At 74.5% G+C, this 23708-nt stretch carries 22 protein-coding genes; 6 read left to right on the top strand and 16 right to left on the bottom strand.

The window, feature by feature from the left end; genetic code table 11:
- Positions 1-26 precede the first annotated feature (26 nt).
- From AB0F82_RS25305 to AB0F82_RS25285, 5 genes are all read right to left on the bottom strand, one after another.
- The gene (locus AB0F82_RS25305) at positions 27-392 is read right to left on the bottom strand and encodes a tyrosinase family oxidase copper chaperone (protein WP_356813769.1); all 366 of its coding nucleotides are present in this window, start codon (positions 390-392) and stop codon (positions 27-29) included.
- Positions 393-451: 59 nt separating this feature from the next.
- The gene (locus AB0F82_RS25300; protein ID WP_362631501.1) at positions 452-991 is read right to left on the bottom strand and encodes a GNAT family N-acetyltransferase; all 540 of its coding nucleotides are present in this window, start codon (positions 989-991) and stop codon (positions 452-454) included.
- Between the two features lie 625 nt (positions 992-1616).
- Positions 1617-2741: an acyl-CoA dehydrogenase family protein gene (locus AB0F82_RS25295; protein WP_362631500.1), complete on the bottom strand. Its 1125-nt coding sequence runs from the start codon at positions 2739-2741 to the stop codon at positions 1617-1619.
- Complete coding sequence (locus AB0F82_RS25290) at positions 2738-3970, bottom strand: acyl-CoA dehydrogenase family protein (RefSeq protein WP_362631499.1); 1233 nt, start codon at positions 3968-3970, stop codon at positions 2738-2740. Before AB0F82_RS25290 ends, AB0F82_RS25295 begins: the two co-directional genes overlap by 4 nt.
- The gene (locus AB0F82_RS25285) at positions 3967-4941 is read right to left on the bottom strand and encodes an NADPH:quinone oxidoreductase family protein (RefSeq protein ID WP_362631498.1); all 975 of its coding nucleotides are present in this window, start codon (positions 4939-4941) and stop codon (positions 3967-3969) included. Before AB0F82_RS25285 ends, AB0F82_RS25290 begins: the two co-directional genes overlap by 4 nt.
- A 225-nt stretch (positions 4942-5166) precedes the next feature.
- Here AB0F82_RS25285 and AB0F82_RS25280 point away from each other — a divergent pair, with 225 nt between their 5' ends.
- Together AB0F82_RS25280 and AB0F82_RS25275 are read left to right on the top strand one after the other, a co-directional pair.
- Entirely contained in the window at positions 5167-6270 is a 1104-nt protein-coding gene (locus AB0F82_RS25280) for a hypothetical protein (RefSeq protein ID WP_362631496.1), read from the top strand.
- Between the two features lie 131 nt (positions 6271-6401).
- On the top strand, positions 6402-7343 hold the full coding sequence (locus tag AB0F82_RS25275; RefSeq protein WP_362631494.1) for an SDR family oxidoreductase: 942 nt from the start codon (positions 6402-6404) through the stop codon (positions 7341-7343).
- Between the two features lie 33 nt (positions 7344-7376).
- On the opposite strand, the gene AB0F82_RS25270 is transcribed toward AB0F82_RS25275, so the two are convergent.
- Positions 7377-8210 carry an enoyl-CoA hydratase/isomerase family protein gene (locus AB0F82_RS25270; RefSeq protein WP_362631493.1) on the bottom strand — a complete coding sequence of 278 codons (834 nt, stop codon included), beginning with the start codon at positions 8208-8210 and terminating at the stop codon, positions 7377-7379.
- Between the two features lie 67 nt (positions 8211-8277).
- Positions 8278-9042, bottom strand: coding sequence for a PIG-L deacetylase family protein (locus tag AB0F82_RS25265; protein WP_356813778.1), 765 nt, complete (start codon positions 9040-9042; stop codon positions 8278-8280).
- An 18-nt stretch (positions 9043-9060) separates the two neighbouring features.
- Here AB0F82_RS25265 and AB0F82_RS25260 point away from each other — a divergent pair, with 18 nt between their 5' ends.
- Positions 9061-9852: an MBL fold metallo-hydrolase gene (locus AB0F82_RS25260; RefSeq protein ID WP_362631491.1), complete on the top strand. Its 792-nt coding sequence runs from the start codon at positions 9061-9063 to the stop codon at positions 9850-9852.
- A gap of 10 nt (positions 9853-9862) precedes the next feature.
- On the opposite strand, the gene AB0F82_RS25255 is transcribed toward AB0F82_RS25260, so the two are convergent.
- The 3 genes from AB0F82_RS25255 to AB0F82_RS25245 form a co-directional block, all read right to left on the bottom strand.
- On the bottom strand, positions 9863-11173 hold the full coding sequence (locus tag AB0F82_RS25255) for an alpha/beta fold hydrolase (RefSeq protein WP_362631490.1): 1311 nt from the start codon (positions 11171-11173) through the stop codon (positions 9863-9865).
- Positions 11174-11403: 230 nt separating this feature from the next.
- Positions 11404-12489, bottom strand: a complete 1086-nt coding sequence (locus AB0F82_RS25250) for an S-(hydroxymethyl)mycothiol dehydrogenase (RefSeq protein WP_362631488.1) — start codon at positions 12487-12489, stop codon at positions 11404-11406.
- A 73-nt stretch (positions 12490-12562) separates the two neighbouring features.
- Positions 12563-13537 (bottom strand): LysR family transcriptional regulator, encoded by a 975-nt coding sequence (locus AB0F82_RS25245; RefSeq protein ID WP_362631486.1) that lies wholly within the window; start codon positions 13535-13537, stop codon positions 12563-12565.
- 71 nt (positions 13538-13608) lie between these two features.
- On the opposite strand from AB0F82_RS25245, the gene AB0F82_RS25240 reads away from it, so the two are divergent.
- A complete protein-coding gene (locus tag AB0F82_RS25240) occupies positions 13609-14610 on the top strand; it encodes a dihydrodipicolinate synthase family protein (RefSeq protein WP_362631484.1) in 1002 nt (333 codons plus the stop codon).
- A gap of 379 nt (positions 14611-14989) precedes the next feature.
- On the top strand, positions 14990-15733 hold the full coding sequence (locus tag AB0F82_RS25235) for a LysM peptidoglycan-binding domain-containing protein (protein ID WP_362631482.1): 744 nt from the start codon (positions 14990-14992) through the stop codon (positions 15731-15733).
- Positions 15734-15782: 49 nt separating this feature from the next.
- Here the strand turns inward: AB0F82_RS25235 and AB0F82_RS25230 are convergent, their stop codons facing one another.
- The 6 genes from AB0F82_RS25230 to AB0F82_RS25205 all read right to left on the bottom strand — a co-directional run bounded on the left by AB0F82_RS25230 (position 15783) and on the right by AB0F82_RS25205 (position 22801).
- Complete coding sequence (locus AB0F82_RS25230; protein WP_362631480.1) at positions 15783-16691, bottom strand: phytoene/squalene synthase family protein; 909 nt, start codon at positions 16689-16691, stop codon at positions 15783-15785.
- 71 nt (positions 16692-16762) lie between these two features.
- Positions 16763-18457 (bottom strand): serine/threonine-protein kinase, encoded by a 1695-nt coding sequence (locus tag AB0F82_RS25225; RefSeq protein ID WP_362631478.1) that lies wholly within the window; start codon positions 18455-18457, stop codon positions 16763-16765.
- 27 nt (positions 18458-18484) lie between these two features.
- The gene (locus tag AB0F82_RS25220; RefSeq protein ID WP_436842152.1) at positions 18485-20107 is read right to left on the bottom strand and encodes a peptide-N4-asparagine amidase; all 1623 of its coding nucleotides are present in this window, start codon (positions 20105-20107) and stop codon (positions 18485-18487) included.
- A gap of 162 nt (positions 20108-20269) precedes the next feature.
- Complete coding sequence (gene rraA, locus AB0F82_RS25215; RefSeq protein WP_362631476.1) at positions 20270-20749, bottom strand: ribonuclease E activity regulator RraA; 480 nt, start codon at positions 20747-20749, stop codon at positions 20270-20272.
- Positions 20750-20996: 247 nt separating this feature from the next.
- The gene (locus AB0F82_RS25210) at positions 20997-21896 is read right to left on the bottom strand and encodes a DMT family transporter (RefSeq protein ID WP_362631474.1); all 900 of its coding nucleotides are present in this window, start codon (positions 21894-21896) and stop codon (positions 20997-20999) included.
- Positions 21893-22801, bottom strand: a complete 909-nt coding sequence (locus tag AB0F82_RS25205) for a phosphatase PAP2 family protein (RefSeq protein WP_362631472.1) — start codon at positions 22799-22801, stop codon at positions 21893-21895. The genes AB0F82_RS25210 and AB0F82_RS25205 overlap by 4 nt, the downstream gene beginning before the upstream one ends.
- A 151-nt stretch (positions 22802-22952) precedes the next feature.
- Here AB0F82_RS25205 and AB0F82_RS25200 point away from each other — a divergent pair, with 151 nt between their 5' ends.
- Positions 22953-23585 carry a TetR/AcrR family transcriptional regulator gene (locus AB0F82_RS25200; protein WP_362631470.1) on the top strand — a complete coding sequence of 211 codons (633 nt, stop codon included), beginning with the start codon at positions 22953-22955 and terminating at the stop codon, positions 23583-23585.
- The last annotated feature ends 123 nt before the right edge of the window (positions 23586-23708 follow it).

The following is a 23708-nucleotide window of genomic DNA, read 5'->3' as shown; positions in this document are numbered from 1 at the left end:
GAGGTCCTCCCGTTCCCGTGGGTCTGTCAGCCGTGGTGCGGCGCCGCGAACGCCAGCTGTGTCGTGCCCAGTTCGTCGACAGCGGCACGGGCCAGTTCCAGTGGGGTCGGATAGGACTGGAAGTGGTTGATCCCGCTCAGGTAGCTGCCGTCGGCGCGGCGCATGACGTGCAGGGGGCGGCCGTCGATGCGGACCCCGGCGACGTCGACGGCGATGTGCCGGCCGCGGTACGTCTCCTCGGTGAGCGGCGCGGGGGTGAGGGTCTGCCGGGGCCGGCGGGCGCGCAGTACGGGGGCCAGGACCGCGCCCGTACCGGCGAGCACGGCCGCGGTGAACGCCGTGCGCAGGAGGGCGCGTCGGGTCAGAGGTGCGGCGTCGGTTGCTGCGGACATACGGTCTCCCTCGCTCGGTGGCCGGCGGCTACGGGTCTAACGCCGCGCGGCGGGCGAGGTCACCCGTGGGCGCCGCGCAGCTGCTTGTAGAAGAGGGTGGTCGGGTGCAGCCGGCCCGCCGGGTCGGTGGCGTAGTCGGGAATGGTGCCGGCCTCCGTCCAGCCCGCCGAGCGGTAGACGTGTTCGGCGCCGCTGCCGGTCTCGGTGTCCAGGAACAGCAGCAGCACCCCGGCGCGGGAGGCCTCGGTCTCGGCGTGCGCGAGGAGGGCGCGGGCGGTGCCGCGGCCCCGGGCGGCCGGGTGGACCATGAGCTTGCGCAGCTCGGCGCGGTGGCGGCCGTTGGGCTTGGACTCCCGGTACCAGCTGACGGTGCCGTCGATGGGGCCGTCGGCGCCGCTGCGGGAGACCCACAGGGCGAGGGATCCGTCTTCGACGGCGGGCAGCAGGGAGTCCCACCAGGCGACGGCGGTCGCGTGGTCGAGGCCCGCGAGGAAGCCGAGCGAGGAGCCGTCGCGGACCACGGCGTGCAGGAGGGCTGCGAGTTCGTCGCGGTGGGTGCGCAGTCCGGCGGCGGACAGAGCGGTGATCACGGCGGTCATGGGGCGAGCATAGGGATCGGCCGGGAGCGCGCCGCAGGCGGGGCAGATGCCGGTGCCGGTGCGCGCAGAGCGGTGCCGGTACAGGTTCCAGAGCGGTGCAGGTGCACGTCGCCGAGCGGTGCCGGTGCGGTGAGGTGCAGGCCCCGGAGCGGTGCCGGGTACAGGTCCCGGAGCGGTGCAGGTGCAGGGGCAGGTGCAGGTCGTCGAGCGGTGCCCGTGCAGGTCGCCGAGCGGTGCTGTGCAGGCCGCGGAGCCGTGCTGGTGCAGGCCCCGGAGCGGCGCCGGTACAGGTCCCGGTCCAGGTCGCGGAAGATCGCGCCGTGCGTAGGGCGGGAACCGGCCCTGCGGGGACCGGACCTGCGCAGACGGCTGTGCCGTCGGCCGCCGGTGTGCCCGTCCACCGGCACTCGACGTGGGTGCGGCGGCCGCCGGGAAGGGAAACCGTGCCCTCGACGTCCCCCCGCCCGCCGTCGCGGGCGGGTCCGTACCGTCCCCGGCCGCGGGCCCGGCCGCTGCCGGACCGGCCGGGGCGAGGGCCGCGACGCCGAGAGGGCCGCGGCGCGTGACGGCGGGGCCCGCGTCGTGCGGGCATGGATCCAGTCCGGCACCGCCCCCGCGGCCGCAGCTACGGCGCCGGGAGTTCCGCGAAGTCGGCGACCAGGCCGCGGTGGTGGCCCGCGGTGCCGAGGGCGAGGGAGTCTGCCTTGGCCCGCTTGAGGTACAGGTGGGCGGGGTGCTCCCACGTCATGCCGATGCCTCCGTGGAGCTGGACGCATTCCTCGGCGGCGCGGACGGCGACCCCCGAGCAGAAGGCCTGGGCGACGGCGACCGTCAGGGGCGCGTCGGAGGCGCCGGTGGCGAGGGCGTCGGCCGCGGCCCTGGCCGCCGCGCGGGCGGAGGCCACGTCGAGCCAGAGCCGCGCCAGGCGGTGTTTGAGGGCCTGGAAGGAGCCGACGGGCCGGTTGAACTGGTAGCGGCCCTTGACGTGGGCGACGGTCTCGGTCAGGCACCACTCGGCGAGTCCGACCTGCTCGGACGCGAGGAGGCCCGCCGCGGAGAGCAGGGCTCCGGCGACGGCGGCCCGGGCCGTGGCGGGGTCGGCGAGGCGGGTGCCCGGGGCCGCCTCCAGGGTGACGGTGGCGAGCGGGCGGGTCAGGTCCAGCGGAACCAGCGGGGTCACGGCGGCGTCCGTCGCCCGGACCGCGTACAGCCCGGTGTCGGCCGGGACGAGCAGTACGTCGGCGGCCACCGCGTCCGCCACGGCGTTGACCGTGCCGGTCAGGCTCCCCCCGCCGGAGTCCCGTACGGGGGCGGGCAGGCGGGCACCGGGGGCGAGGGTCAGCGGAACGGCCGGGGCGCACACCGTGCGACCCGAGGCCAGCTCCGCCAGCAGCGGGGCGGCTTCGGCGGTGTCGCAGCCGAGCAGGACCTCCGTGGCGAGCACGGCGCTGGTGAGGTACGGGACGGGAGCCACGGCACGGCCCAGCTCCTCCAGCACCACGGCCGCCTCCCGGTGTCCCGCGCCCTGCCCGCCGAGCTTCTCGGGCACGAGGAGCCCCGCCGTGCCGATCTCGGCGGCGAGGGTGTGCCACAGGGCGGGGTCGTGCGGCCGGCCGGTCTCGGCGCGGGTGAGGACCGCCTTGGCGTCGCAGCGGGCGGCGAGGAGCGAGCGTACGGCGGCGCGCAGCTCCTCCTCGGCTTCGGAGTAAAGGAGGTCGGCCGGCGCCGTCGGCGCTGTCGGTGCCGTCATCGGGACAGGTCCTTCCATGCGAGGTCCTTGTCGTCGCGCGGCTCGGGGGGCAGGCCGAGGACGCGTTCGGCGACGATGTTGAGGAGGATTTCGCTCGTGCCGCCCTCGATGCTGTTGCCCTTGGCGCGCAGGTAGCGGTAGCCGGCGTCGCGGCCGGTGAAGTCGACCAGTTCGGGACGGCGCATGGTCCAGTCCTCGTACAGCAGTCCCTCCTCGCCGAGGAGTTCCACCTCCAGGCCGCTGATCTCCTGGTTGAGGCGGGCGAAGGTCAGCTTCATGCCCGAGCCCTCGGGTCCGGGCTGGCCGGCGGCGAGCTGCTGGCGCAGCCGCTCCCCGGTGAGGCGGGCGACTTCGGCTTCCACCCACAGTTCCAGCAGCCGCTGGTGGAGGGCGTGGGTGCGCAGGCCGGGGCGTTCGCGCCAGGCCGCGGCGACGGGTGTGATCATGCCGCCCTCGCGCGGGATGCGCATGCCGCCGATGGAGACGCGTTCGTTCATCAGGGTGGTGCGGGCGACCGCCCAGCCCTCGCCGACGGCGCCGAGGCGGTGGGCGTCGGGGATGCGGACGCCGGTGAGGAAGACCTCGTTGAACTCGGCCTCGCCGGTGATCTGGCGCAGCGGCCGGACCTCGACGCCGGGGTCGTGCATGTCGCAGAGGAAGTAGGTGATGCCCTGGTGCTTGGGCAGTGCAGGGTCGGTGCGGGCGACGAGGATGCCCCAGCGGGCGTTGTGGGCACTGGAGGTCCAGACCTTCTGGCCGTCGACGACCCACTCGCCGGCACCCTCGTCGAGGACGGCGCGGGTGGCGAGCGCCGCGAGGTCGGATCCGGCGCCGGGCTCGCTGAAGAGCTGGCACCAGACCTCCTCGCCCACCCACAGGGGGCGCAGGAAGCGCCGCTTCTGCTCCTCGGTGCCGTACGCGAGGATCGTGGGCGCGGCCATGCCGAGGCCGATGCCGATCCGGCGCGGGTCGTTGTCGGGGGCGCCGGCGGCTTCCAGTTCGGCGTCGACGGCGGCCTGGAGGGAACGGGGCGCGCCGAGTCCGCCGAGTCCCTCGGGGTAGTGCACCCAGGCGAGTCCGGCGTCGAAGCGGGCGCGGAGGAATGCGGTGCGGTCGGTGCCGGCGGGCGGGTGCGCGGCGAGCAGTTCCCTGGTGCGGGCGCGTACGGTCTCGGCGGTGACGGGAGTGACCGGAGGGATGGGGTCGGCGGGGGTGGCTCCGGTGGTCATCGGGCGGCTCCGTCCAGGCCCGGCAGGACCACCAGGCGGCCGGTGGTGGTCCCGTCGGCGAGGCGCTGCACCGCGTCGGCGGCGCCTGCGAGCGGGACGCGTTCGCTGACCAGCGGTTTGACCGCGCCCTCGGCGGCGAGCCGGGTGAGTTCGGTGTGGCAGGCGAGGATGGCGGCGGGGTCCTTGGACGCGTACAGGCCCCAGTGCAGGCCGAGCACGGCGTAGTTCTTCACGAGGGCGTGGTTGAGGGCGGGGGCCGGGATGGTGCCGCTCGCGAAGCCGACGACGACGATCCGGCCCTCGAAGGCGACGCACTTGGTCGACGCGGTGTAGGCGCCGCCGCCGACCGGGTCGTAGACGACGTCGGCGCCGCGTCCGCCGGTGAACTCCTTGACGCGGGCGGCGATGTCCTCCGCCGTACGGTCGATCACCAGGTCGCAGCCGAGCTCCTCGGCGGTACGGGCCTTGTCCTTGCCTCCGACGACTCCGATGACGGTGGCCCCGGCGGCCTTGCCCAGCTGGACGGCGGCGCTGCCGACGCCGCCGGCGGCGGCGTGCACGAGGAGGGTCTCGCCGGCCCGGAGGCCGGCGCGCCGGTGCAGGCCGAACCAGCCGGTCTGGTAGCCGATGTGGAGGGCCGCCGCCTCGGCGTCGTCCAGGGTGTCCGGGGCCGGGAGCAGGGCGCGCGCCGGTGCGGTGACGTACTCGGCGAACCCGCCGTGCGGCAGGCTCGGGTTGGCGATGACGCGGCGGCCGTCCTCGGTCTCGCCGCAGATCTCGACGCCGGGGGTGAAGGGCAGCGGGGGTGTGATCTGGTACTGCCCGCGGACGAGCAGCGCGTCGGGAAAGTTCACGTTGGCGGCGAGCACCCTGAGTCTCACCTCGCCCTCGCCGGGGACCGGTTCGGGTACCTCTTCGAGGCGCATGGCCTCGCGGGGCTCGCCGGGGGTATGTACTCGCCATGCCTGCATCCGGGGCCTCCAGCCGCCGTCGAGGAATCACGCTCCGAGCGCATACTAAGCGGTCGCTTGCCCTTCTGTGAATCGCCGGGACGAGTGGACCGTCACCCGGTCCGAAACAACAGGCGTCATTTCAGGCCGCATCCGACCCACCATCAGGCAATATGTGGCGTGCACGTGTCATGACTCAACGGGGAACTGCACCTGTCCAGGGGGGACCACCACATGAGAAGAAGCATGTCCGCGGCCGCAGCCGCCGTCGTTCTGGCGGGCCTGATCACCGCCGCCGGGCCGGCCGTGGCGGCCGACGCGAGGTGCACGCCGAAGATCCAGGTGCTCGGCTCGATCGGGGACGAGACGTACGTGCGCGACATGCAGCGCGCCCAGGGCGTCTTCGACCTCGGCCCGGACGGCCTCGCCGTCGGCGTGTCGGGCCACAAGCCCGTGTACTGGACCGGCACCACCGTCCACCAGGTACCGCTGGGCGACCCGAACCGGACGGGGCAGGTCGTCGCCGTCAACGCGCACGGACTGATGGTGGGCGTCCTCCACGGCTCCGGCGGTGCCTCCCTGTTCACCTACCAGGCGGGCGCCGCGGCGATCACCCCGCTGCCGGACGGCTACGGCTACGACATCGAGGCCGACGTCAACGACGCCGGGTACGTGGTCTCCCGCTCCGACGGCGGGCTCGGCACCGTCTGGAAGGACGGTCAGAAGGTCCGGGAACTGGCCGTCCCGGCCGACGCGGGCCCGGGCACCCGGATCACGATGGTCACGGGCATCAACAACCGGGGCGACATCCTCGGCATGGCCACCCAGGACTACGAGGTCCCCGAGACCGGAGCGCACCTGGAGGGCACCCACCCGGTGCTGTGGCCCGGGGACGGGACCGCCGCCCGGCTGCTGGATCCCACGATGAACGACAGTTACGTCCAGGACCTCGACGAGAGCGGCCGGATCGTCGGCTACGACTGGGCCGGGCCGTGGCACGAGTACCGGACGTGGGTCTGGGAACCCCCGCTCACCGGTCCAGGCACCAGCCCCGGGGGCCTGAGTTCGCACCCGTACGCCACGTTCGAGGCGATCAGCCCGACCACGAACGTCAGCGTCGGCACGGCCAAGTTCCACCCGGACGAGATGACCCTGCCGGACCAGGCGCTGCTGCGTGCCGGTTCCGGCCCGGTCAAGGCCCTGCCGCGGCTGGCCGCGGGCGGGGCGAGCATGGCCGATGCGGTGTCGGACGACGACCGCGTCGGCGGGGCCGCCGTGAACGCGAAGGGCAGGCTCAAGCCGGTGATCTGGACCTGCGCGCCCCAGCAGGCGTACAACCCGGGCAGCTAGGGGTGTCTTGTCGGTCAGGGCGGATCAGGGAGCGGTGCCATGCGCCGCGAGCCCGGCAGGATCGGCGAGACACCCCCCAGGGGGTGTCCGCGCCCTGGTGATCTGAGCGCCCGCGCGCTATCGATGGGCGCATGGAGAACCCTCAGCACGGCCTTCCCGCGCCCCCGCCACTCGGTGCCGCCGCCCTGCCCGCCGGTACGTACGCCGGGCAGGTGGTCCTGGTGACCGGCGGCGGCACCGGGCTGGGCAAGGCCGTGGCCACCGAGTTCGCCCGGCTCGGCGCCGATCTGCTGATAGCGGGCCGGCGCCCCGAGCAGCTCCGGGCGGCGCGGGACGAGCTGGCGGCCGTACCGGGCGCGGGCCGGGTGAGCTCCGCCGTCTGCGACATCAGCAACCCCGAGCGGGTCGCGGAGGTCTTCGACGCGGCGCAGGCGGCGCTCGGGCTGCCGGACGTACTGGTCAACAACGCGGCCGCGAACTTCCCCTCCCCCGCGGAGGACCTCTCCCCCAACGCCTGGCGGGCGGTCGTCGACATCACCCTGACCGGCACGTGGTTCATGACCCGTGAATTCGGCCGCCGTCACCTCGCGGTCGGCACCCCCGGGTCGATCATCAACATCGGCGCCTCGTACGCCTGGACGGGCGGGCCGGGCTTCGCCCACAGCGCCGCCGCCAAGGCCGGGGTCAAGAACCTCGTGGAGACCCTCGCCGTGGAGTGGGGTCCCTACGGCATCCAGATCAACGGGCTCGTCCCGGGCCTGTTCCCGCACGCCGACATGACCGCGGACATCCGGGGCGGCCTCGAACACGCCGCGCCCGGCGCCAGGGACGCCCGGCAGCCGGCGCTGCGGGTGGGGGTGCCGCGCGAACTGGGCTGGGCCGCGACCTTCCTGGCCTCGCCGTACGCCCGGTTCGTCACCGGCCACACCCTGGTCGTCGACGGCGCCAACTGGCAGCGCCGGACGGTGGTCGGTCCGGAGGTCGTCCCGGTACGGGAGCAGCTGGGGCGCGGTCCCTTCGCCACCCGGCCGGGCGGGCCCCGCCCGACGGATCCGCCCGCGGGCGGCGCGTAGGTCGTGTCGTCAAAGCCCCGCCTGGCCGGCGGGTCAGCCGCCGGTGAAGCGGGGCGGCCGGCGCTCCGCCTGGGCGGTGTAGCCCTCGCGGGCGTCTTCCGAGGCGAGCGTGAGGGCCGCGGTCATCGCCACCCGGTCGAGGGCCGCGGGGAGGGCGGCGTCGGCGTAGGCGTCGACCGCACGCTTGATGCCCTGGACCGCGAGCGGGGCATTGGCGGCGACCTCCGCCGCGAGGGCGCGGGAGGCCTCCTCCAAGTCCTCTCTTTCGACGAGGAGTTGGACCAGGTTGAGCCGTTCGGCGGTCGCCGCGTCGATCCGCCGACCGGTGAGGGCCAGGAACTTCGCCCAGCCCGCGCCCGCCTCGCGGGCGATGCGCAGGTCGCCGCCCGCGTCGACCGCCACGCCCAGCCGGGCCTCGGGCAGGGCGAAGACGGCGTCCCGCGCCGCCACCCGGACGTCGGCCATCAGCGCCAGCTCGAAACCGAAGCCCAGGCAGTAGCCCTGGACGGCGGCCACCACGGGCTGCGGGAGCCGGGCGAGGACCGTGAAGCGCTCGTGGACCCAGCGGATGCCCTCGTAGTAGTTGCGGGTGCGTTCGGCGGTGGATCCGCCCGTGATGGCGCCGCCCGGCGCGGTCACGTCGATGCCGGCGCAGAAGGCCCGGCCCTCGGCCCGCAGCAGCACGGCGCGTACCGAAGGGTCGAAGCGGATCCGGTCGGCGAGCAGACCCAGCTGGCGGCTGGACTCCCAGCTCCAGCCGTTGAGCTGGGCGGGGCGGCAGAGGGTGAGGACGGCCACGCCCTCCGCGACCTCCAGGCGGATCCGCTCCTCACCCTCCGCGATCTCCGTGGAGATGGTGTCGATCACCGTGTCCGCACCCCCGGCTCGGCAGCTGCCCATGTACTGACAGGCCGTCAGACTAGGGGTGTGGCGGTCAGCGGGGGAAGACCTCGAACGCGACCGCCGGGCGGCCGTCGTACCGCGCCGCCACCCGTTCGGCGTTGCCGGTGAGGAAGGTACGGACGTACTCCTCCGGGTCCTGGTCCGTCAGCGCCGCGATGTAGGCCTTGTGCTCCAGCAGGGACAGGACCGAACGCTCCAGGCCCGGGCCGGCGTCGGCCGCGTGCGTGGGCGTGCTGGTACCGGCCACCGCCACCCAGCGGACTCCGTTCCACGGCTCCAGGCCTTGCTCGGAGATGAGCTCCGGGAAGATCCAGCGGTTGCCGGCGTCGGCGGCGGCGTCCAGGGTGGCCCGGCCGACGGCCTTGTGGTCGGGGGTGTTCCAGTAGCCGCCGCCCTGCTCCCCGCCCCACGTGTCGCGGTGGTTGAGGGTGATGACCAGCTCGGGGCGGTGCCGGCGGATGGCGGCCGCGATGTCCCGGCGCAGGCCGAGACCGTATTCGACGATGCCGTCGCGGTGGTCGAGGAACTCCACCGCGGACACCCCGACCACGGCGGCGCTCGCACGCTGTTCGGCCTCGCGCAGCGGGGCGCACGCGGCGGGGGCGAGGGAGTCGATACCCGCCTCGCCGCGGGTGGCCAGGAGGTAGACCACCTCGCGGCCGCCGTCCGTCCAGTCCGCGATGGCGGCCGCGCACCCGTACTCCAGGTCGTCCGGGTGGGCCACGACGGCGAGGGCGCGCTGCCAGTCGGTGGGCATCGGCTCCAAGGGGGCCTGCTGATCACGTTGTTCGGTCATACGTCGCACCATAGGTGAATGGACCGACACGGACTGGTAGTGGCCCTCCTGGATGCCACAGGAACCTTCTTCGAGCCCGCCGCAACGGCGTTCCCCGGCGCGGACGAGGCCGACTGGGCGCGCGCCGCCCTGCTGGATCCGGGCGCGCCCGGTCCCGGCGGTTCCTGGCGGCTGGACTTCCGGTGCTTCGCCGTCGCGCGGCCGGGGGGCCGGTGGGTGTTGGTGGACGCGGGCGTCGGACCGGCGGACGGGCCCGCCGCCGGGTGGGCGCCGGTACCCGGGCGGCTGCCGGCCGCCCTTGCGGAGGCCGGTATCGATGCGGCGGACGTGGAGACGGTGGTGCTGACCCATCTGCACGAGGACCATGCGGGCTGGACCTCGGGGCCCGGCGGCGAGCCCTTCTTCCCCGCCGCGCGCCATGTCGTCCAGCGGGCCGAGGTCGTCGCCCTGGACCGGGCCGACCCGGTGTGGGAGTGGACGGTTGCCCCGCTGCGGGAGACCGGACAGCTGCACGAGGTGGACGGCACGCACCGGCTGGGGACGGGGATCACGCTGCTGCCGACGCCGGGCCACACCCCCGGCCACCAGTCGGTGCTGGTGGAGCAGGGCCCGGCCGGCCGGGACGTACTGGTCACCGGCGACGTGCTGGTGCACGCCGTGCAGCTGGGCAATCCGGCGGTCGCGTACTCACACGAACGCGACCGGCCAGCCGCCCGCGCCTCCCGCGAGCACCTGCTGGCGCAGGCGGCCCGACGCGGCGCCCTCCTGGCCACGGCCCACCTGACCCGCGCCTTCGTGGAGCCCTGCTGAGCCCTTCCGCTCAGGCGTCGTCGTGTACGAGGGCCAGCAGGCGGTCCAGGACGCGGGGGCCGCCCGCGCGGAGGCCGTCGTGTTCGAACTCGTCCGTCACCCAGGTGCGCAGGCCGCGGATGGCGCGGGCCGTGCGCAGGGAGTCCTCCGTGTCCACGTACATGTCGTCGTGGTAGACGGCGGCGGCCACCGGCACCTCGTTGGTCGCCAGTCGCTCCGGGTCGTAGAGGGGCTGCCAGCCCGTACGGGCGGCCAGCAGGTCGGCGGTCTCGCGCAGCGGGGCGAGGGCCGGGTCGGTGGTGAAGTGCCAGGGGTGGATGGTCTCGCCGGTGAAGAGCAGGGGCTCGTCGCCGGCGAGGGCCTTGTGGGCGTCGAAGCGGGGGTTCTCCGCCCGGACCCGTTCGGCGGCCCAGGCCGTGGGCGCGGCCGGGTCCTGGGCGTAGATCGCCTCGTGGACCAGCGCGTAGAGGGGGTGGCCGGCGAAGGACAGGAGGGCGCGGGCGCCTTCCAGGAAGGCGTCGGAGAGGGCCGGCCCCGCGGGGGTCGGGACGAAGGCGTCCTCCAGGAGGTAGTGGAGCTGGTGGCTGCCGTCGCCGCCGCCGAGGAGGGTGCCGAGGGACTGGAAGGCCTCGACCGTCAGGACGTGGCCGCCGGGGAGTTCGGCCGGCTGCCGCGCGAGGTGGGCGGCGATCCGGCGGGCCCGCTCGACGTCCATGGGGTAACGGGCGTAGTGGGCCGCGTTCTTGCGCTCGATGCGGGGGTAGGCGGCCCGGTACACCTCGTCGGCGGTGGCGGTCAGCGACGGGAGGCCGCCGGTGATCAGGGCCGCGGTGAGGCCCTCGGGGGCGCTGGAGAGGTAGCGGACCGTGCAGAAGCCGCCGAAGCTCTGGCCGAGCACGGTCCAGGGCGCGCCGCCGGTCAGACCGGGGCGGATGGCCTCGGCGTCACGGACGATGGAGTCCGCGCGGAAGTGTGCCAGGTGGTCGGCCTGTTGGGTGGGAGTGCCGCGCAGGGGCAGCGTCTGCCGGTTCACCGGGGTGGACCGGCCGGTGCCGCGCTGGTCCAGCAGCAGCACCCGGTAGTCCTGCAGGGCGCGCTCCAGCCAGGCCTGCCGGCCGACGAAGCGGCGGGCGCCGAAGCCCGGGCCGCCCTCCAGGTACAGCAGCCAGGGCAGGGACTCCGGGTCCTTGCCGGTGGCGACCACCTCGCGGCCGTACAGCTCGATCCGCTCCCCGTCCGGGCGGGCGTGGTCCAGGGGGACGGAGAACCGGTGGTCGGTGAGGACCGTGCCGGGCTGGCGGTAGCTGTGGACGACGGTCACGGACGGCCCCCAGGGATACGAGGTACGGAGATGGCGCACCCCGGCCAGGTGAGACGCGGGCGGGCGCGGCGGTCCGCCCGAGTCTATGACCCGTCCGGGGCGCAGGGGCCCGGGGGGCCTTACCGGCCTTCTGTGCGGCGGCGGGGGCCGCAGCGCACGGAAGGCCGGTGGCCGGGTCACTCGGGCAGGCGCCGGTGGCAGGCGCCGATGGCCGGCTCGGCGGGGCTGCGTCAGAACTCGACGACCGAGCGGAGCACCTCGCCGCGTCCCATCCGGGCGAAGGCCTCCTCGACCCCGTCCAGCGGGATGGTCTCGGAGACGAAGGCGTCGAGGTCGAGCCGGCCCTGCAGGTAGAGGTCGATCAGCAGGGGGAAGTCGCGCTCGGGCAGGCAGTCGCCGTACCAGGAGGACTTCAGGGCGCCCCCGCGGCCGAAGACGTCCAGGAGCGGGAGCTCGAGCTTCATCTGCGGGGTCGGCACTCCGACCAGGACCACCGTCCCGGCGAGGTCGCGCGCGTAGAAGGCCTGCTGGTAGGTCTCGGGGCGGCCCACGGCGTCGATGACCACGTCGGCGCCGTTGCCGCCGGTGAGGCCCTGGACGGCCTTGACGACGTCCTCGGTGCGGCCGTTGACGGTGTGCGTGGCGCCGAGGCCGCGCGCCCACTCCAGCTTGCGGTCGTCCAGGTCCACCGCGATGATCCGCGAGGCGCCCGCCAGCCGGGCACCGGCCACGGCCGCGTTGCCCACTCCCCCGCAGCCGATGACGGCGACGGAGTCGCCCCGTCCGACGTTGCCGGTGTTGAGGGCGGCGCCGAGACCGGCCATCACCCCGCAGCCGAGGAGTCCGGCGGCGGCCGGGGAGGCTGCCGGGTCCACCTTGGTGCACTGGCCGGCCGCGACCAGGGTCTTCTCGGCGAAGGAGCCGATGCCGAGGGCCGGGGAGAGCGGAGTGCCGTCCTCCAGGGTCATGGGCTGGGTGGCGTTGTGCGTGGCGAAGCAGTACCAGGGGCGTCCGCGCTTGCAGGCCCGACAGGTGCCGCACACCGCACGCCAGTTGAGGACGACGAAGTCGCCGGGGGCCACGGAGGTGACGTCCGGGCCGACGGACTCCACGATGCCGGCGGCCTCGTGGCCGAGCAGGAAGGGGAATTCGTCGTTGATCCCGCCTTCGCGGTAGTGCAGGTCGGTGTGGCAGACCCCGCAGGCCTGCACCCGGACGAGCGCCTCGCCCGGCCCCGGGTCGGGCACGAGGATCGTCGTCGTCTCCACCGGTGCGCCCTTGCTCCGGGCGATGACCCCTCGTACGCGATGCGTCACGTCGTACCCCGTTCTGATCGGTTCGGTCTGGATCAACGAACGTACACGGACGGCATCCGGTAAGGGAGTTGTGTCACGCTTCGGCGCGCGACCCGGCCAGATCCGGTGGCACGGCGGCGCGAAGCGCCGCGCCGAAGGCCGCCACGGCCGGGTGGGCGCCGGCTCCGCTGCGGAAGGCGAGGTTGGTGCGCCGCTGCATGGCCAGCCGGGTGAGGTGCACGGACGGGTCGGCGGGACCCGTCACCCCGAGCTGGGGTACGACGGCCACGCCCTGGCCGGCCGCGACCAGCGCGAGCACGGTGGCGAACTCGTCCACCTGGTGGCGCACCCGGGGAGTGAAGCCGGCGGCCTGGCAGGCGCGCACGGTCATGGCGTGGCAGAGGGTACCGGGGCTGGCGGTGATCCAGGGCGATCCGGCGTGCGCGCGCAGGACCGCGTCCTGGTCGGGCGCGGGCGCCCCGGCCGTCCCGAGTGCCCCGGCCGTCCTGACACCCCCGGGCGTCCCGGGCGTTCCCGTGGCGGGCTCGGCCAGGTACATCGCCTCGCCGTACAGCGGTTCGGTGGTCAGTCCCGGCTCACGCTCGGCGGGTACGAAGTCGTAGGCGTGGACGAGGGCGACGTCCAGGTCGCCGGCCCGCAGGGCGTGGGCGACCGCCGCCGGATCGGTCTCGCAGACCATCGGCTCCAGCCCAGGGTGGCGCCGGGCGAGGGCCACCAGGGCGGCCGGGACGATCGCGCGGGAGGCGGTGGGGAAGGCACCGATGCGCAGGGCTCCGGCGAGGCCGCCGCGGGCTTCGGCAAGGTCGGCCTCGGCCCGTTCGAGCCGTTCCAGGACGGCCTCGGCGTGCCGGACGAGGTTCTGCCCGGCGGGGGTGAGCCGGACCCGCCGTCCGGTGCGTTCCAGCAGGGACAGGCCGGCCTCCCGCTCCAGCACGCCGAGCTGCTGCGACACCGCCGAAGGGCTGAAGGAGAGGGCCTCGGCCACGGCGGCGATGGTGCCGCGGCGGGCGAGTTCGCGCAGCAGGCGCAGGCGTCGTACGTCGAGCATCGGCTCAGCTTACGGGTTGGGTAAGGAACGTGAACTGGATTTGCCGCTCGGGGCGGGTCAGGCTCGTGGGCATGGCACAGGACACGACGCAGGACATCGCAGAAACGGCCCCGCAGGGCATCGCGGGGGCGGCCCCGGAGGACATCGTGCGGGCGGTCCCGCTCCACGGGATCCACGTACCGCTCGTCACGCCCTTCGCGCCCACCGGGGCGGTCGCCGCCGAGGCCCTGGAGGCATTGGCCCACGACGTGCTCGACGCGGGCGCCACCGGAATCGTCGCCCTCGGCACCACCGGGGAGGCCGCCGCCCTCGACGCGGCGGAGCGCGACCTCGTCACCGGCGTGTGCGCCCGCGTCTGCGGGGAACGCGGCGCGGTGCTGACCGTCGGCGCGGGAGCGTCCGGCACCAGGGCCGCGGAGGCCTCCCTGGCCGGGCTGGCGCGGTGGCCGCAGGTGGGGGCGGCGCTGGTCACGGTTCCGTCGTTCGTACGGCCTTCGGCGGCCGGGGTGTTGGCGCACTTCGAGCGGCTGGCCGCGGTCAGCCCCGTACCGCTCATCGTCTATCACGTCCCCTACCGCACGGGGCAGCCACTGGACGCCACCACGCTTCGGGCCCTCGGCTCGCTCCCCGGGGTCGTCGGGGTGAAGTACGCGGTCGGCGCCCTCGACCAGGACGCGGTGGAACTGCTCGGCGACCGGCCGGCCGGTTTCCACGTCCTGGCCGGGGACGACGTGCACGTGTCGGCGATGCTCGCGCTGGGCGCGTCGGGCGGGATCCTGGCCTCGGCCCACCTGGCGACGCAGCGGTTCGCGGAGCTCGCCGCGGCCTGGCGGGCGGGGGACGCGGTACACGCCCGGACGCTGGGCCACGCGCTCGCCAGGCTGTCGGCGGCGGCCTTCACCGAGCCGAGCCCGGGCGTCGTCAAGGGCCTGCTCCACGCCCAGGGCCGCATCCCGACCCCCGACGTACGGCTTCCCCTGCTGCCGGCCTCGCAGGCGGCGGTGGCGGCCGCCCTGAAGCGGCTGGCGGCGCTCTCCGAGCCCCTCACCGAGTCCGCGACCGGGGAGGCATGAGGAGGGCGCACACGCCGGAAAGAGTGTGGATGGGCGATTTAACCCCTAAGCGCGAGTCGCCCGAATGAGGCCAACAGAGAGTGGACTTGCCCTTATTGACCCCCGGGCCGCCACCCCGTGATGTCAGTCACGCGGAACACGTCAACATCATTTCCCACAAGAGGTCGATTCCCTTTTCCCGGAAAGGGAATCGACCTTTTCGTCGCGATGCCCACAAGGTCATTTCCGGGGCGGATAGCGGGATGTCGATCTATGGGTGGAATTCGGGGCTTGTTCGCGCCCGTCGGGCTCACCTACCGTCACCTCACTCCAGGTGGCGAGCTGCCGAATACGGCGCTGCCGACCGGGTCTCCCGTCCCCCCACGTGAGGAATTCCCCCATGCCTGCAAAGGGTAAGCACCGTCGGCCGAAGCAGAACCCGATCACCCGCAAGCTGGCCCTTGCCGGCACAGGTGGCGCTGCCCTCACGCTCCCGCTGATCGGCGCGACCACCGCGGGCGCGGCCGGGACGAGCGCGCCGGCAGCCGCGGTGACCACCGTCACCGCAGCCACCGCGGTCACCGCGGTGACCGCCCCTCCCGCCACGTATTCCGTGGTCGTTGGCGACACCCTTTCGGAGATCGCCGCGGACCACTCCGTCAGTGGCGGATGGAAGCGGCTCTACGAGGTGAACCGCGCGGTCGTCGGCGACAACCCGTCGGTCATCCGGCCCGGTCTCAAACTGACCATCGGCGCCCAGGCGAAGGCCGCCACCGCGGCCAAGACCGCGGTGAAGACGGCCGCCAAGCCGGCGTCCTCCTACCCGAACAATCTCGACGGGTGGATCCGCGAGTCCCTCGACGTGATGGCCAAGCACGGTATTCCCGGCAGCTACAACGGAATTCACCGCAACGTGATGCGCGAGTCCTCGGGCAACCCCAAGGCGATCAACCTCTGGGACATCAACGCCCGGAACGGAATCCCCTCCAAGGGTCTGCTCCAGGTCATCGACCCGACCTTCAAGGCCTATCACGTGCCCGGCACTTCGCTGGACTCCTACGACCCGGTGGCCAACATCACCGCGGCCTGCAACTACGCGGCCGCCCGCTACGGCTCCATCGACAACGTCAACGGCGCCTACTAGGGAGTGCGTGCCAGGCCCCGCCGGCCAGGCGGGACTTCGACGACACGACCTAGACCACCGGGCGGCGGCGGGCGGCGCGCAACAGGATCCGCAGGGGTGCGACGATCCCGTAGCCGACGTCCCGGCGCAGGGCGCCCGCGCCGGCCCGCTCGACGGCGGTCAGCTGGTGCGCCATGAGGTCCGCCATGGTGGCGACGACGGGGCGCAGGCCGGGCTCGGCGAGGTCGAGGATGCCGCGGGTGGCGTCGAGGGCCGCGCGGGCACGTCGGATCTCGTCGGCGAGGAGGGCCCGTACGGCAGGGGTGTCACGGGCCGCCTCCAGGTCGGCCCGGGTCACGGAGTGCTCGTCGAGGCGGGCGCGCGGGAGGCACAGCCGGCCGTCGGCCAGATCGCCGTGGAGGTCGGCGAGGAAGTCGACGCGCTGGGCTGCGTCGACGAACCGGCGCCAGCCGGCGGCCTGTTCGGGATCCGGGCCGCCCTGGTACTGCAGGCCGGTGAAGACGAGGACGCCGGGCCAGGCGTACGCGTCGAGGTAGGCCTGGAAGTCCGCCTCGTCGGCGAAGCCGTCGAAGGCGGCCTCCGCCGTGGCGGCGCCCGCGAGGAAGCGGGACACCCAGTGCTCGGGCAGGCCCCGGGAGTCCACCGCGTGGGCGTACGCCCGCAGCACGGGATCGCTGCTGTCCCCGGTCTTGAGGGCGGCCTCGACCTGCTCGGTCAACGCGGCCAGGCCCGCGGCCCGTTGCTGCGGGGTGCCGGTCTCGGCCACGTCGTCGACCAGGTTCATGAAGGCGAGGCCGGCGGCGAGGGCCGGCACCAGGGGCGGCGCGGCGAGCAGTCGCAGCGCCAAATACGGGGCGGGTTCGCGACGGAGCACCCGGCGGGCGGCGTGGGTGTAGTCGTCCCGCAGCCGGGTGCCGGCCGTCCCGGCCGTCGTGAGGGTGGTGCGCCAGCTGGGCACGGTGGGTGGGGCTCCTCGGTGTACGCCTGGTCGGGGGACGGTACGGGCACGCGGCTCAGGGGCCGTGGGTCTCAGGGGCCGTAGACCTTCCTGAGGCTGCCGTCGATGCCCCAGAGGACGTAGCCGCCGCGCCCGTACTCGTCGCTGAGGTAGGTGCGGATGGAGGGGGTCTGGTCCATCATCCAGGGGTCGATGATGACGTGGCGCGAGGTCGGCTTCTCGACCTTGAGGTCCTTCTTGGACTGCTCCAGGAGGCCGGGCAGCGCGTCCCAGTTGACCGTGGCCATGTCGATCAGCGGCTCCCCCTCCCTGACCGTGCCGTCCGGGCCGGTGCGGCCGGCCACGCCGTCCCGGTACTGCCAGGAGTCGACGGTCTCGGCGCCGGCGGCCGTGGGGATGGAGGCGAGGATGTAGCCGTCGTAGAGCGTCATGTCGACGAAGGTGGTCGTGCCGGTCTGCTTCTTGAACGCCTCCAGGGCGGTGCGGACGTTCCCCGGCGTCATCATGCTGCCGCGGGGCGCGTCCGCCTTCTGCGCGCTGGCCTTCGGGGCGGGGGCCGGGGAGGCGTCCCGCGCCGGCGGGGTGGCGGAGGTGGTGGCGGCGCCGCCCTTCGCCTTGTCGTCGCCGGAGTTGCCGTCGGGCAGCAGCTGGACGATGCCGATCACGCCGGCCGCCAGCACCGCGGTGAGCGCGGCACCGACCAGGGCCGGGCGCCGGCGCGGCGCGGACGCCACCGGGACGGGCGTGGTGGCGGCCGCGTACGGGGAGGCGCCCGAGCCGTACGGCGGCGGGGTGTGCGGGGCGTGCGGGGTGCTGGTGGGCCTGGGCGCGTAGGGGCCGAACTGCCCGTACGGGCCCGGAACGGCCGGGGAGGCGGCGGGCGGCGCGGCAAGGGGCGCGGCACCAGCACCAGCACCGAGAGCAGCGCTCGCGTCCCGGAGCAGTTGTTCCAGCTGTGCGCCGTCGGGCCGCGCGGCCGGGTCCCGGACGAGCAGCCGCTCCAGTACGGGTCCCAGCGGGCCGGACCGCACCGGCGCGGGGATCGGCTCGTCGAGCACGGCGACGACCGTGGCCAGGCTCGTGGCCCGGCGCAGCGGATTGGCCCCCTCGGCGGCCACGTACAGCAGCATGCCGAGCGACCACAGGTCGGAGGCGGCCAGCCCCTCCTCGCCACGGACCCGCTCGGGTGCGATGTACTCCGGCGAGCCGATCAGCACGCCGGTCGCGGTGAGTCCGGTGGAGTCGTGCAGCGCGGCGATGCCGAAGTCGGTCAGCACGGCAGACCCGTCGGGGCGCAGCAGCACGTTGGCAGGCTTCACGTCACGGTGCAGGATCCCCTCGGCGTGCGCGGCGCGCAGCGCGGACAGCACGTCGAGGCCGAGGCGCACCGCTTCCGCGGGCGGCACGGGGCCGGACTCCAGGCGGTCGTGCAGGGAGCCGCCCCGGACCATCTCCATGACGATCCACGGGTGCCCGTCCGTGCCCTCCGCGGGCTCGACGATGTGGTGGATCGTCACGACGTGGGGGTGGGCGAGACGGGCGAGGGCGCGGGCCTCGCGGACGGCGCGTTCGCGCATCTGGTCCGCGAGGCCGGGCTGGGCGGCGGCGGTCGCCGGGTCCGGCGGGCGCACCTCCTTGAGAGCCACCTCGCGGTGCAGGGCGATGTCGCGCGCCCGCCAAACGGTACCCATGCCGCCGCTGCCCAGGGGCGCGACCAGTTCGAAGCGCCCGTCGATCAGCTGTCTGCCGGCCTCACTCGTGTCCATGGCGGATCATCGTAGGCGCCGCCGCCGTCAGCAGCGTCGCCGGTCCACCGTGACCGTTCCCTGGGCGGTGCCCACCGTGCGGTCGTAGCACCCGCCGGGCACCTGCGACCCGTACAGCCGGTAGCGCGCGGAGGTGGTGGCGACCGCGTGGCGCTGGTCCCGGGGGACGTTCGCGGTGTAGGTGGCGTCGCCCGTGTACCGGTCGTCGAGCCGGGAGGCGTCGACGGTCCGGCCGCCGCGCAGGGTGACGGTGTCCGCGCGGTCGCCGAGGCTCAGGACCGTGCGCAGGCGGTCGCCGGCGCCGAGGGTGGTCTCGCCGTCCATCGTGTAGGTGCGGTCGATCCGGGTGGTCGTCGGCCCCTGCGTCACGCTCTCCTCGTCGGTCCAGCTCGCGGTGAGCGCGTCGATGCTCTCCCCCTCGGTCCAACGGTGGGCGGAGGTGTGGTGCACGGAGCGGGTGACGGTGGTGTCCACCCGCCCGTGTGAGGTGTTCAGGTACCCGGCGACGGTCAGGCGGTGTGCGCCCTCGGTGTCCACCCGGTGCTGTCCGCCGGGGCCGGCGGGCGTCCAGCGGGAGTGGCCCGACGGTTCGCTCTCCTCGTACCGGGTGAGGGCACCGGTGACGACCTGGCGGGCCTCGTCCTGCCACAGCAGCAGGTTGGCGGGGGTGCTCCAGCCGCTCTGTCCGGCGGGCAGCCCAGCGACGCCCACCTCGATGCGGTGCGGGCGCCCGTCGTTGAGCAGGGCGGCGTAGGGCGTGAGGTCGTAGCGGATCGGCTGGACGTCGAAGGCGCGCGGGCCGGGGGTGACGTACCGGAGGAACGGGTTGGACCAGCCGCCGGTCCAGACGGTGGGGAAGGGTGCGGCGATGCCGGCGAGCCGCCCGTCGACCAGGACGCGGACCTCGCGGTGGGGGCCGCCGTCCGCCGTGCAGGAGTACGGGGCTCCGGTGGGGGTGGTCATGTACCAGTACTCCTCGCAGCCGCCGCCGGAGCCGGTGGCATACACCTCGGCCAGCAGCCGTTCGGTGTTGCGGGGCGTGGTGATCACCGGGGTGGTGAGGGGCAGCACGCGGTCGGGGGTGTCGGGCGCCCGGGTGCGTCCTTCGGCCGCGTAGAAGGTCAGGGTCACCTTGACGTCGATGACGCCCGTGTAGGTGTCGTCGACGACGTTGCCGATGAGCATCTCTACGGGCTGCGGGCGGGCCAGGGTGTCGCGGTACCGGGTGACGTCCTTCTCGACGGACCAGGTGATGCCGTCGGGCGAGGGCTGGGGTGTGGAGGTGCGCAGGATCTCCACACCGCCCAGGGAGAGGTGGCCCAGCCGGTCGTACTGGCGGCCTTTGACCTTGCCGTCGAGGCGGAGCACCACGGCGGCCCAGTCGGCCGCGCCGCAGGCGGCGGGGGGCGCGTAGTCGCCGCGGTAGGGGGTGAAGTCGCGGAACTGCGCCTCGGCGAGGGTCACCCGGCACGACCGGGTCGCGGGTCGTGCGACGGGTGGCGCGGCGGTGAGGGGGTCGTGCCAGTCGGTGCCGAACTCGGCGGGCGGCGGGTCGGCCCGGGGCAGGCCGTGCGCGGGTCCCGCGGCGGCCAGGGTGCCGGCGGCCAGCGCGATCGCGCCGAGCAGGCCCGTGATCCTGTGTCGTCTCATGGACCGGCAGTGAAACCCCGCGCGCCGGGCGGCTGCCAGGGCCGGCGGGTCGGCCCTGGCCGGTTCTCGTCGTGGCCGTGCGGGAGTTCGGGCGGCCGGGCGGGAGTCTCGTCGTCGGCCGTGCGGGAGTTCGCGCGGGCGGCCGGGCGGGAGTCCTCGTCGTCAGCCGCGCAGGACGACCACGCCGTCGTCGTCCGCGTGGACGGTGTCCCCGGCCCGGAACGTGACGTCGCCGATGGTCACGGGCTCGTCCACGGCGCCGGCGCCCGTCTTGCCGCTCTTGCGCGGGACGGTGCGCAGGGCCTTCACTCCGAGGTCGAGGCCGCCGAGCGCGACGCTGTCGCGGACCGAGCCGTTGATGATCAGGCCCGCCCAGCCGTTGCGTTCGGCGGCGCCGGCGATGAGGTCGCCGACCAGGGCGGTGCGCGGCGAGCCGCCGCCGTCCACGACGAGGACGGCGCCCTCGCCCGGCGTGTGGACGAGTCCGCGCAGGAGGGCGTTGTCCTCGTGGCAGCGGACGGTCCGCACGGGGCCGGCGAAGAGCCGGCGGCCGCCGAACTGGTGGAACCCGGTGGTGCAGATGTCGAGGGATTCGCCGTACTCGTCGTACAGGTCGGCGGTGGGGACGGGGGTGACGCTCATCTCGATACCGGTTCCTCGCTGCTCGTTCTCGGACTTCGCGTGGTGCGGCCAGGGTAGTGGGCGCGGTTGCGCCGACGGCCGGGGCGTGTCCTGCGGATCGGGCCCCGCGAGCCCGGCAATGATCCGCAAGACACGCCCCAGGGGCGGGCGGGCGGAACAACGGCCGGAACCCGACGGGCCGGATGTCCGCCGCAAGGGGACACGACGAGACGAAACGTTTCCGCACAGGGTCGTGCGGCCTCCCGGATCAGACGGGCACCCGGCGCCCGGGCACGGCCAGATCGGCCGCCCCGGCCGGCACCAGGGCCCCCGGTGCGCCCCTTGGGGCGGCCGGCGCCCTGGTCAGCAGGACCACTCCGCGCGCCGCCACGAGCGCGCCGGCCGCCGCCAGCAGCAGCCCCGCCGGCCCTCCCTGGAGGCGTTCGCCGAGCAGGACCGCGCCGATGGCGGCCGCGGCCAGGGGATTGGCCAGGTTCACCACGGCGAGCGGGGCGCCGAGGCCGCCGCCCCGGTAGGCCCGCTGAGACAGGAGCATCCCGCCGACCGCGAACACCACGACGAGCAGGGCCACGGCGACGACGCGGACGCTGACGAGGGACCCTCCGCGGCCGCCGGCGACGGCCACGGTCTGGGTCAGTGCGGAGGCCACCGCGGACGCCAGTCCTGAGGCGGTGGCGTGCCGCAGCCCCGAGCCCGGGTCCTTCGCCGCCGTCAGGAACAGGATCACCGCGATGGTGGCCCCGGACACCGCCAACGCCTCGACCAGCGTGAGGGTGTCGTCGGGAGCCGGCCCGGAGGCCGGGAGCAGCAGCAGCCCGAGCCCGGCGACGGTGGCGAGTGTGCCGCGCCATTCGGTGGCGGCCACACGGCGGCCGGCCCGGCGCGCCCCCATCGGCACGGCGGCGACCAGGGTGAGCGCGCCGAGCGGCTGCACCAGCGTGAGGGGCCCGTACCGCAGGGCCGCGGCGTGGAGCAGGGCTGCTGCCGCGTTCAGTCCTGCCGACCACCACCAGACGCCCGAGCCCAGCAGCGCCCCGGCGCTGCGCGCGACGCCGGCGCGGGCGAGGCGCTCCTGGGCGACGGCTCCGGCCGCGTAGGCCACGGCCGATGCGAGGCAGAGCCCGACGGCGAGGGCGGTGTCGTTCACTTTCCCGCTCCCACGGTTTGGGCGGTGCTCTTCTGGTGCGGCAGGGCGGGTGCGGCCTGTACGGCGCCTTCCGCGTCGCGGCGGGTGGGGGCTGCCGACGCCTCCGCGCCATCGCCGGTGCCGGCGCCGGTGCCCGCATCGGGCATATCGGTGTCCGGCTCGCCCGCGCGCGGGCGCGGGACCACCAGCAGGGCGATCCCGAGCAGGACAGCGGCGACGACCGCGTCGAGCCAGTAGTGGTTGGCGGTGCCGACTATCACCAGGAGCGTCACCAGCGGATGCAGCAGCCACAGCAGGCCCCACCGCCACCGCTTCCCGCCCCGGGTCGCGGCGATCACCCCGATCGCCAGCATCAGCGCCCAGCCGAAGTGCAGGGAGGGCATCGCGGCGAACTGGTTGGCCAGCGTGTCGGCGTCCGGAGCGGCCCGGTAGACGGTGGGCCCGTAGACCTGTCCGGTGTCGACGAGCCCCGCGTCGGGAAGCATCCGCGGGGGCGCGAGGGGGTAGGCGAGGTGCAGGACGAGCGCGGCTCCGGTGAGCACGGCGAGCACCCGGCGGGTCCACAGGTAGTGCGCGGGGCGTCGGACGTAGAGCCAGATCAGGAAGAGCGCGGTGGCGGGGAAGTGGACGGCGGCGTAGTAGGTGTTCGCGGTGGTCACGAGGGCTTCCCCGTGCAGCAGCAGCCGCTGCACCGCGCCCTCGCCGGGCAGGCGCAGGGCGCGTTCGGCGTCCCAGATCCGGTCGGCGTTGCGGAAGGCCTCGCCGGTGCGGTCCGTCGAGAGCAGCCGGCCCGCCTTGTAGAAGGTGAAGAAGCCCGCGACGAGCAGCAGCTCGCGTATGAGGCGTCGGCGAGCGGCTCTCGGTCCGCCTGCCGGCGGCCCGGCAGGCGTGGTGTGGGCGGTCATCCCCCGGTCTCTCTTCCTGTTGCGCGCACAGCGACACGCCAGTGTATCGATACATTGGCGTATCGATACGCTGGTGTACCGATACGTTCGCGTTCCCGTACACTTCGTAGCGGAACCCGCAGTCGAGGCGCCCCGAGGAGAGCCGCAACCCATGACGCCGACGCCGATCCCCGCGCGCCGCTCCAAGATCACCCCGGAGCGGGAGCAGGAGTTCTACGACGCCGTCCTGGAGCAGTTGCGCGAGCACGGCTACGAGGCCCTGACGATGGAGGGCATCGCCGCCCGGGCGAGCTGCGGCAAGTCCACGCTCTACCGGCAGTGGAGGACCAAGCCCCAGCTGGTCGCGGCCGCCCTGCGCTCCGCCCGGCGGGGAACCCTCGCCGCGGTGGACACCGGGACCCTGGCGGGCGACCTGCGCGAGGCGGCCCGGATCGCGGCCGGAACCTCCGGCCGGGACACCCGGCTGACGCAGGCCCTCGGCCACGCCGTACTCAGTGACGAGGCGCTCCAGGCCGCCCTGCGCGAGGCGCTGGTCGAGCCCGAACTGGCCGCCTTCGACGCGATGGTGGGACGGGCCGTGGAGCGCGGCGAGATCGCCGCGGACCATCCCGCCGTGGAATTCCTGCCGGCCCAGCTGATGGGCGTGCTGCGCATCCGGCCGGTGCTGGAGGGGCGGTACGCGGACGCCGACTACCTGATCCGGTTCGTGGAGGCGGTCATGCTCCCGGCCCTGGGTCTCGCGCCCGGCCGCCCCACCCGGCCGGCGGCCGGCCAGGCCCCCTGAACCGGCGGGCCGTCGTCCCGGTGACCGGACGGTGACCCGCCCGCGCTGCCTCGTGGGGACGGCGGCAGCGCGCCACCCGGACCGGGCGGGCGCCCCCCACACCCGGGGGCGCCCCCCCCCCAT

Source organism: Streptomyces virginiae, assembly GCF_040638905.1.
Lineage (GTDB): Bacteria > Actinomycetota > Actinomycetes > Streptomycetales > Streptomycetaceae > Streptomyces > Streptomyces virginiae_B.
This window is presented reverse-complemented; position numbering and strand designations above follow the sequence as displayed.

Bases quoted from the DNA above. Each gene is read 5' to 3' on its own strand.
- AB0F82_RS25305 (WP_356813769.1), bottom strand. From the start codon at position 392: ATGTCCGCAGCAACCGACGCCGCACCTCTGACCCGACGCGCCCTCCTG.
- AB0F82_RS25300 (WP_362631501.1), bottom strand. From the start codon at position 991: ATGACCGCCGTGATCACCGCTCTGTCCGCCGCCGGACTGCGCACCCAC.
- AB0F82_RS25295 (WP_362631500.1), bottom strand. From the start codon at position 2,741: ATGACGGCACCGACAGCGCCGACGGCGCCGGCCGACCTCCTTTACTCC.
- AB0F82_RS25290 (WP_362631499.1), bottom strand. From the start codon at position 3,970: ATGACCACCGGAGCCACCCCCGCCGACCCCATCCCTCCGGTCACTCCC.
- AB0F82_RS25285 (WP_362631498.1), bottom strand. From the start codon at position 4,941: ATGCAGGCATGGCGAGTACATACCCCCGGCGAGCCCCGCGAGGCCATG.
- AB0F82_RS25280 (WP_362631496.1), top strand. From the start codon at position 5,167: ATGTCCGCGGCCGCAGCCGCCGTCGTTCTGGCGGGCCTGATCACCGCC.
- AB0F82_RS25275 (WP_362631494.1), top strand. From the start codon at position 6,402: ATGGAGAACCCTCAGCACGGCCTTCCCGCGCCCCCGCCACTCGGTGCC.
- AB0F82_RS25265 (WP_356813778.1), bottom strand. From the start codon at position 9,042: ATGACCGAACAACGTGATCAGCAGGCCCCCTTGGAGCCGATGCCCACC.
- AB0F82_RS25260 (WP_362631491.1), top strand. From the start codon at position 9,061: ATGGACCGACACGGACTGGTAGTGGCCCTCCTGGATGCCACAGGAACC.
- AB0F82_RS25245 (WP_362631486.1), bottom strand. From the start codon at position 13,537: ATGCTCGACGTACGACGCCTGCGCCTGCTGCGCGAACTCGCCCGCCGC.
- AB0F82_RS25240 (WP_362631484.1), top strand. From the start codon at position 13,609: ATGGCACAGGACACGACGCAGGACATCGCAGAAACGGCCCCGCAGGGC.
- AB0F82_RS25235 (WP_362631482.1), top strand. From the start codon at position 14,990: ATGCCTGCAAAGGGTAAGCACCGTCGGCCGAAGCAGAACCCGATCACC.
- AB0F82_RS25225 (WP_362631478.1), bottom strand. From the start codon at position 18,457: ATGGACACGAGTGAGGCCGGCAGACAGCTGATCGACGGGCGCTTCGAA.
- AB0F82_RS25220 (WP_436842152.1), bottom strand. From the start codon at position 20,107: ATGAGACGACACAGGATCACGGGCCTGCTCGGCGCGATCGCGCTGGCC.
- rraA (WP_362631476.1), bottom strand. From the start codon at position 20,749: ATGAGCGTCACCCCCGTCCCCACCGCCGACCTGTACGACGAGTACGGC.
- AB0F82_RS25205 (WP_362631472.1), bottom strand. From the start codon at position 22,801: ATGACCGCCCACACCACGCCTGCCGGGCCGCCGGCAGGCGGACCGAGA.
- AB0F82_RS25200 (WP_362631470.1), top strand. From the start codon at position 22,953: ATGACGCCGACGCCGATCCCCGCGCGCCGCTCCAAGATCACCCCGGAG.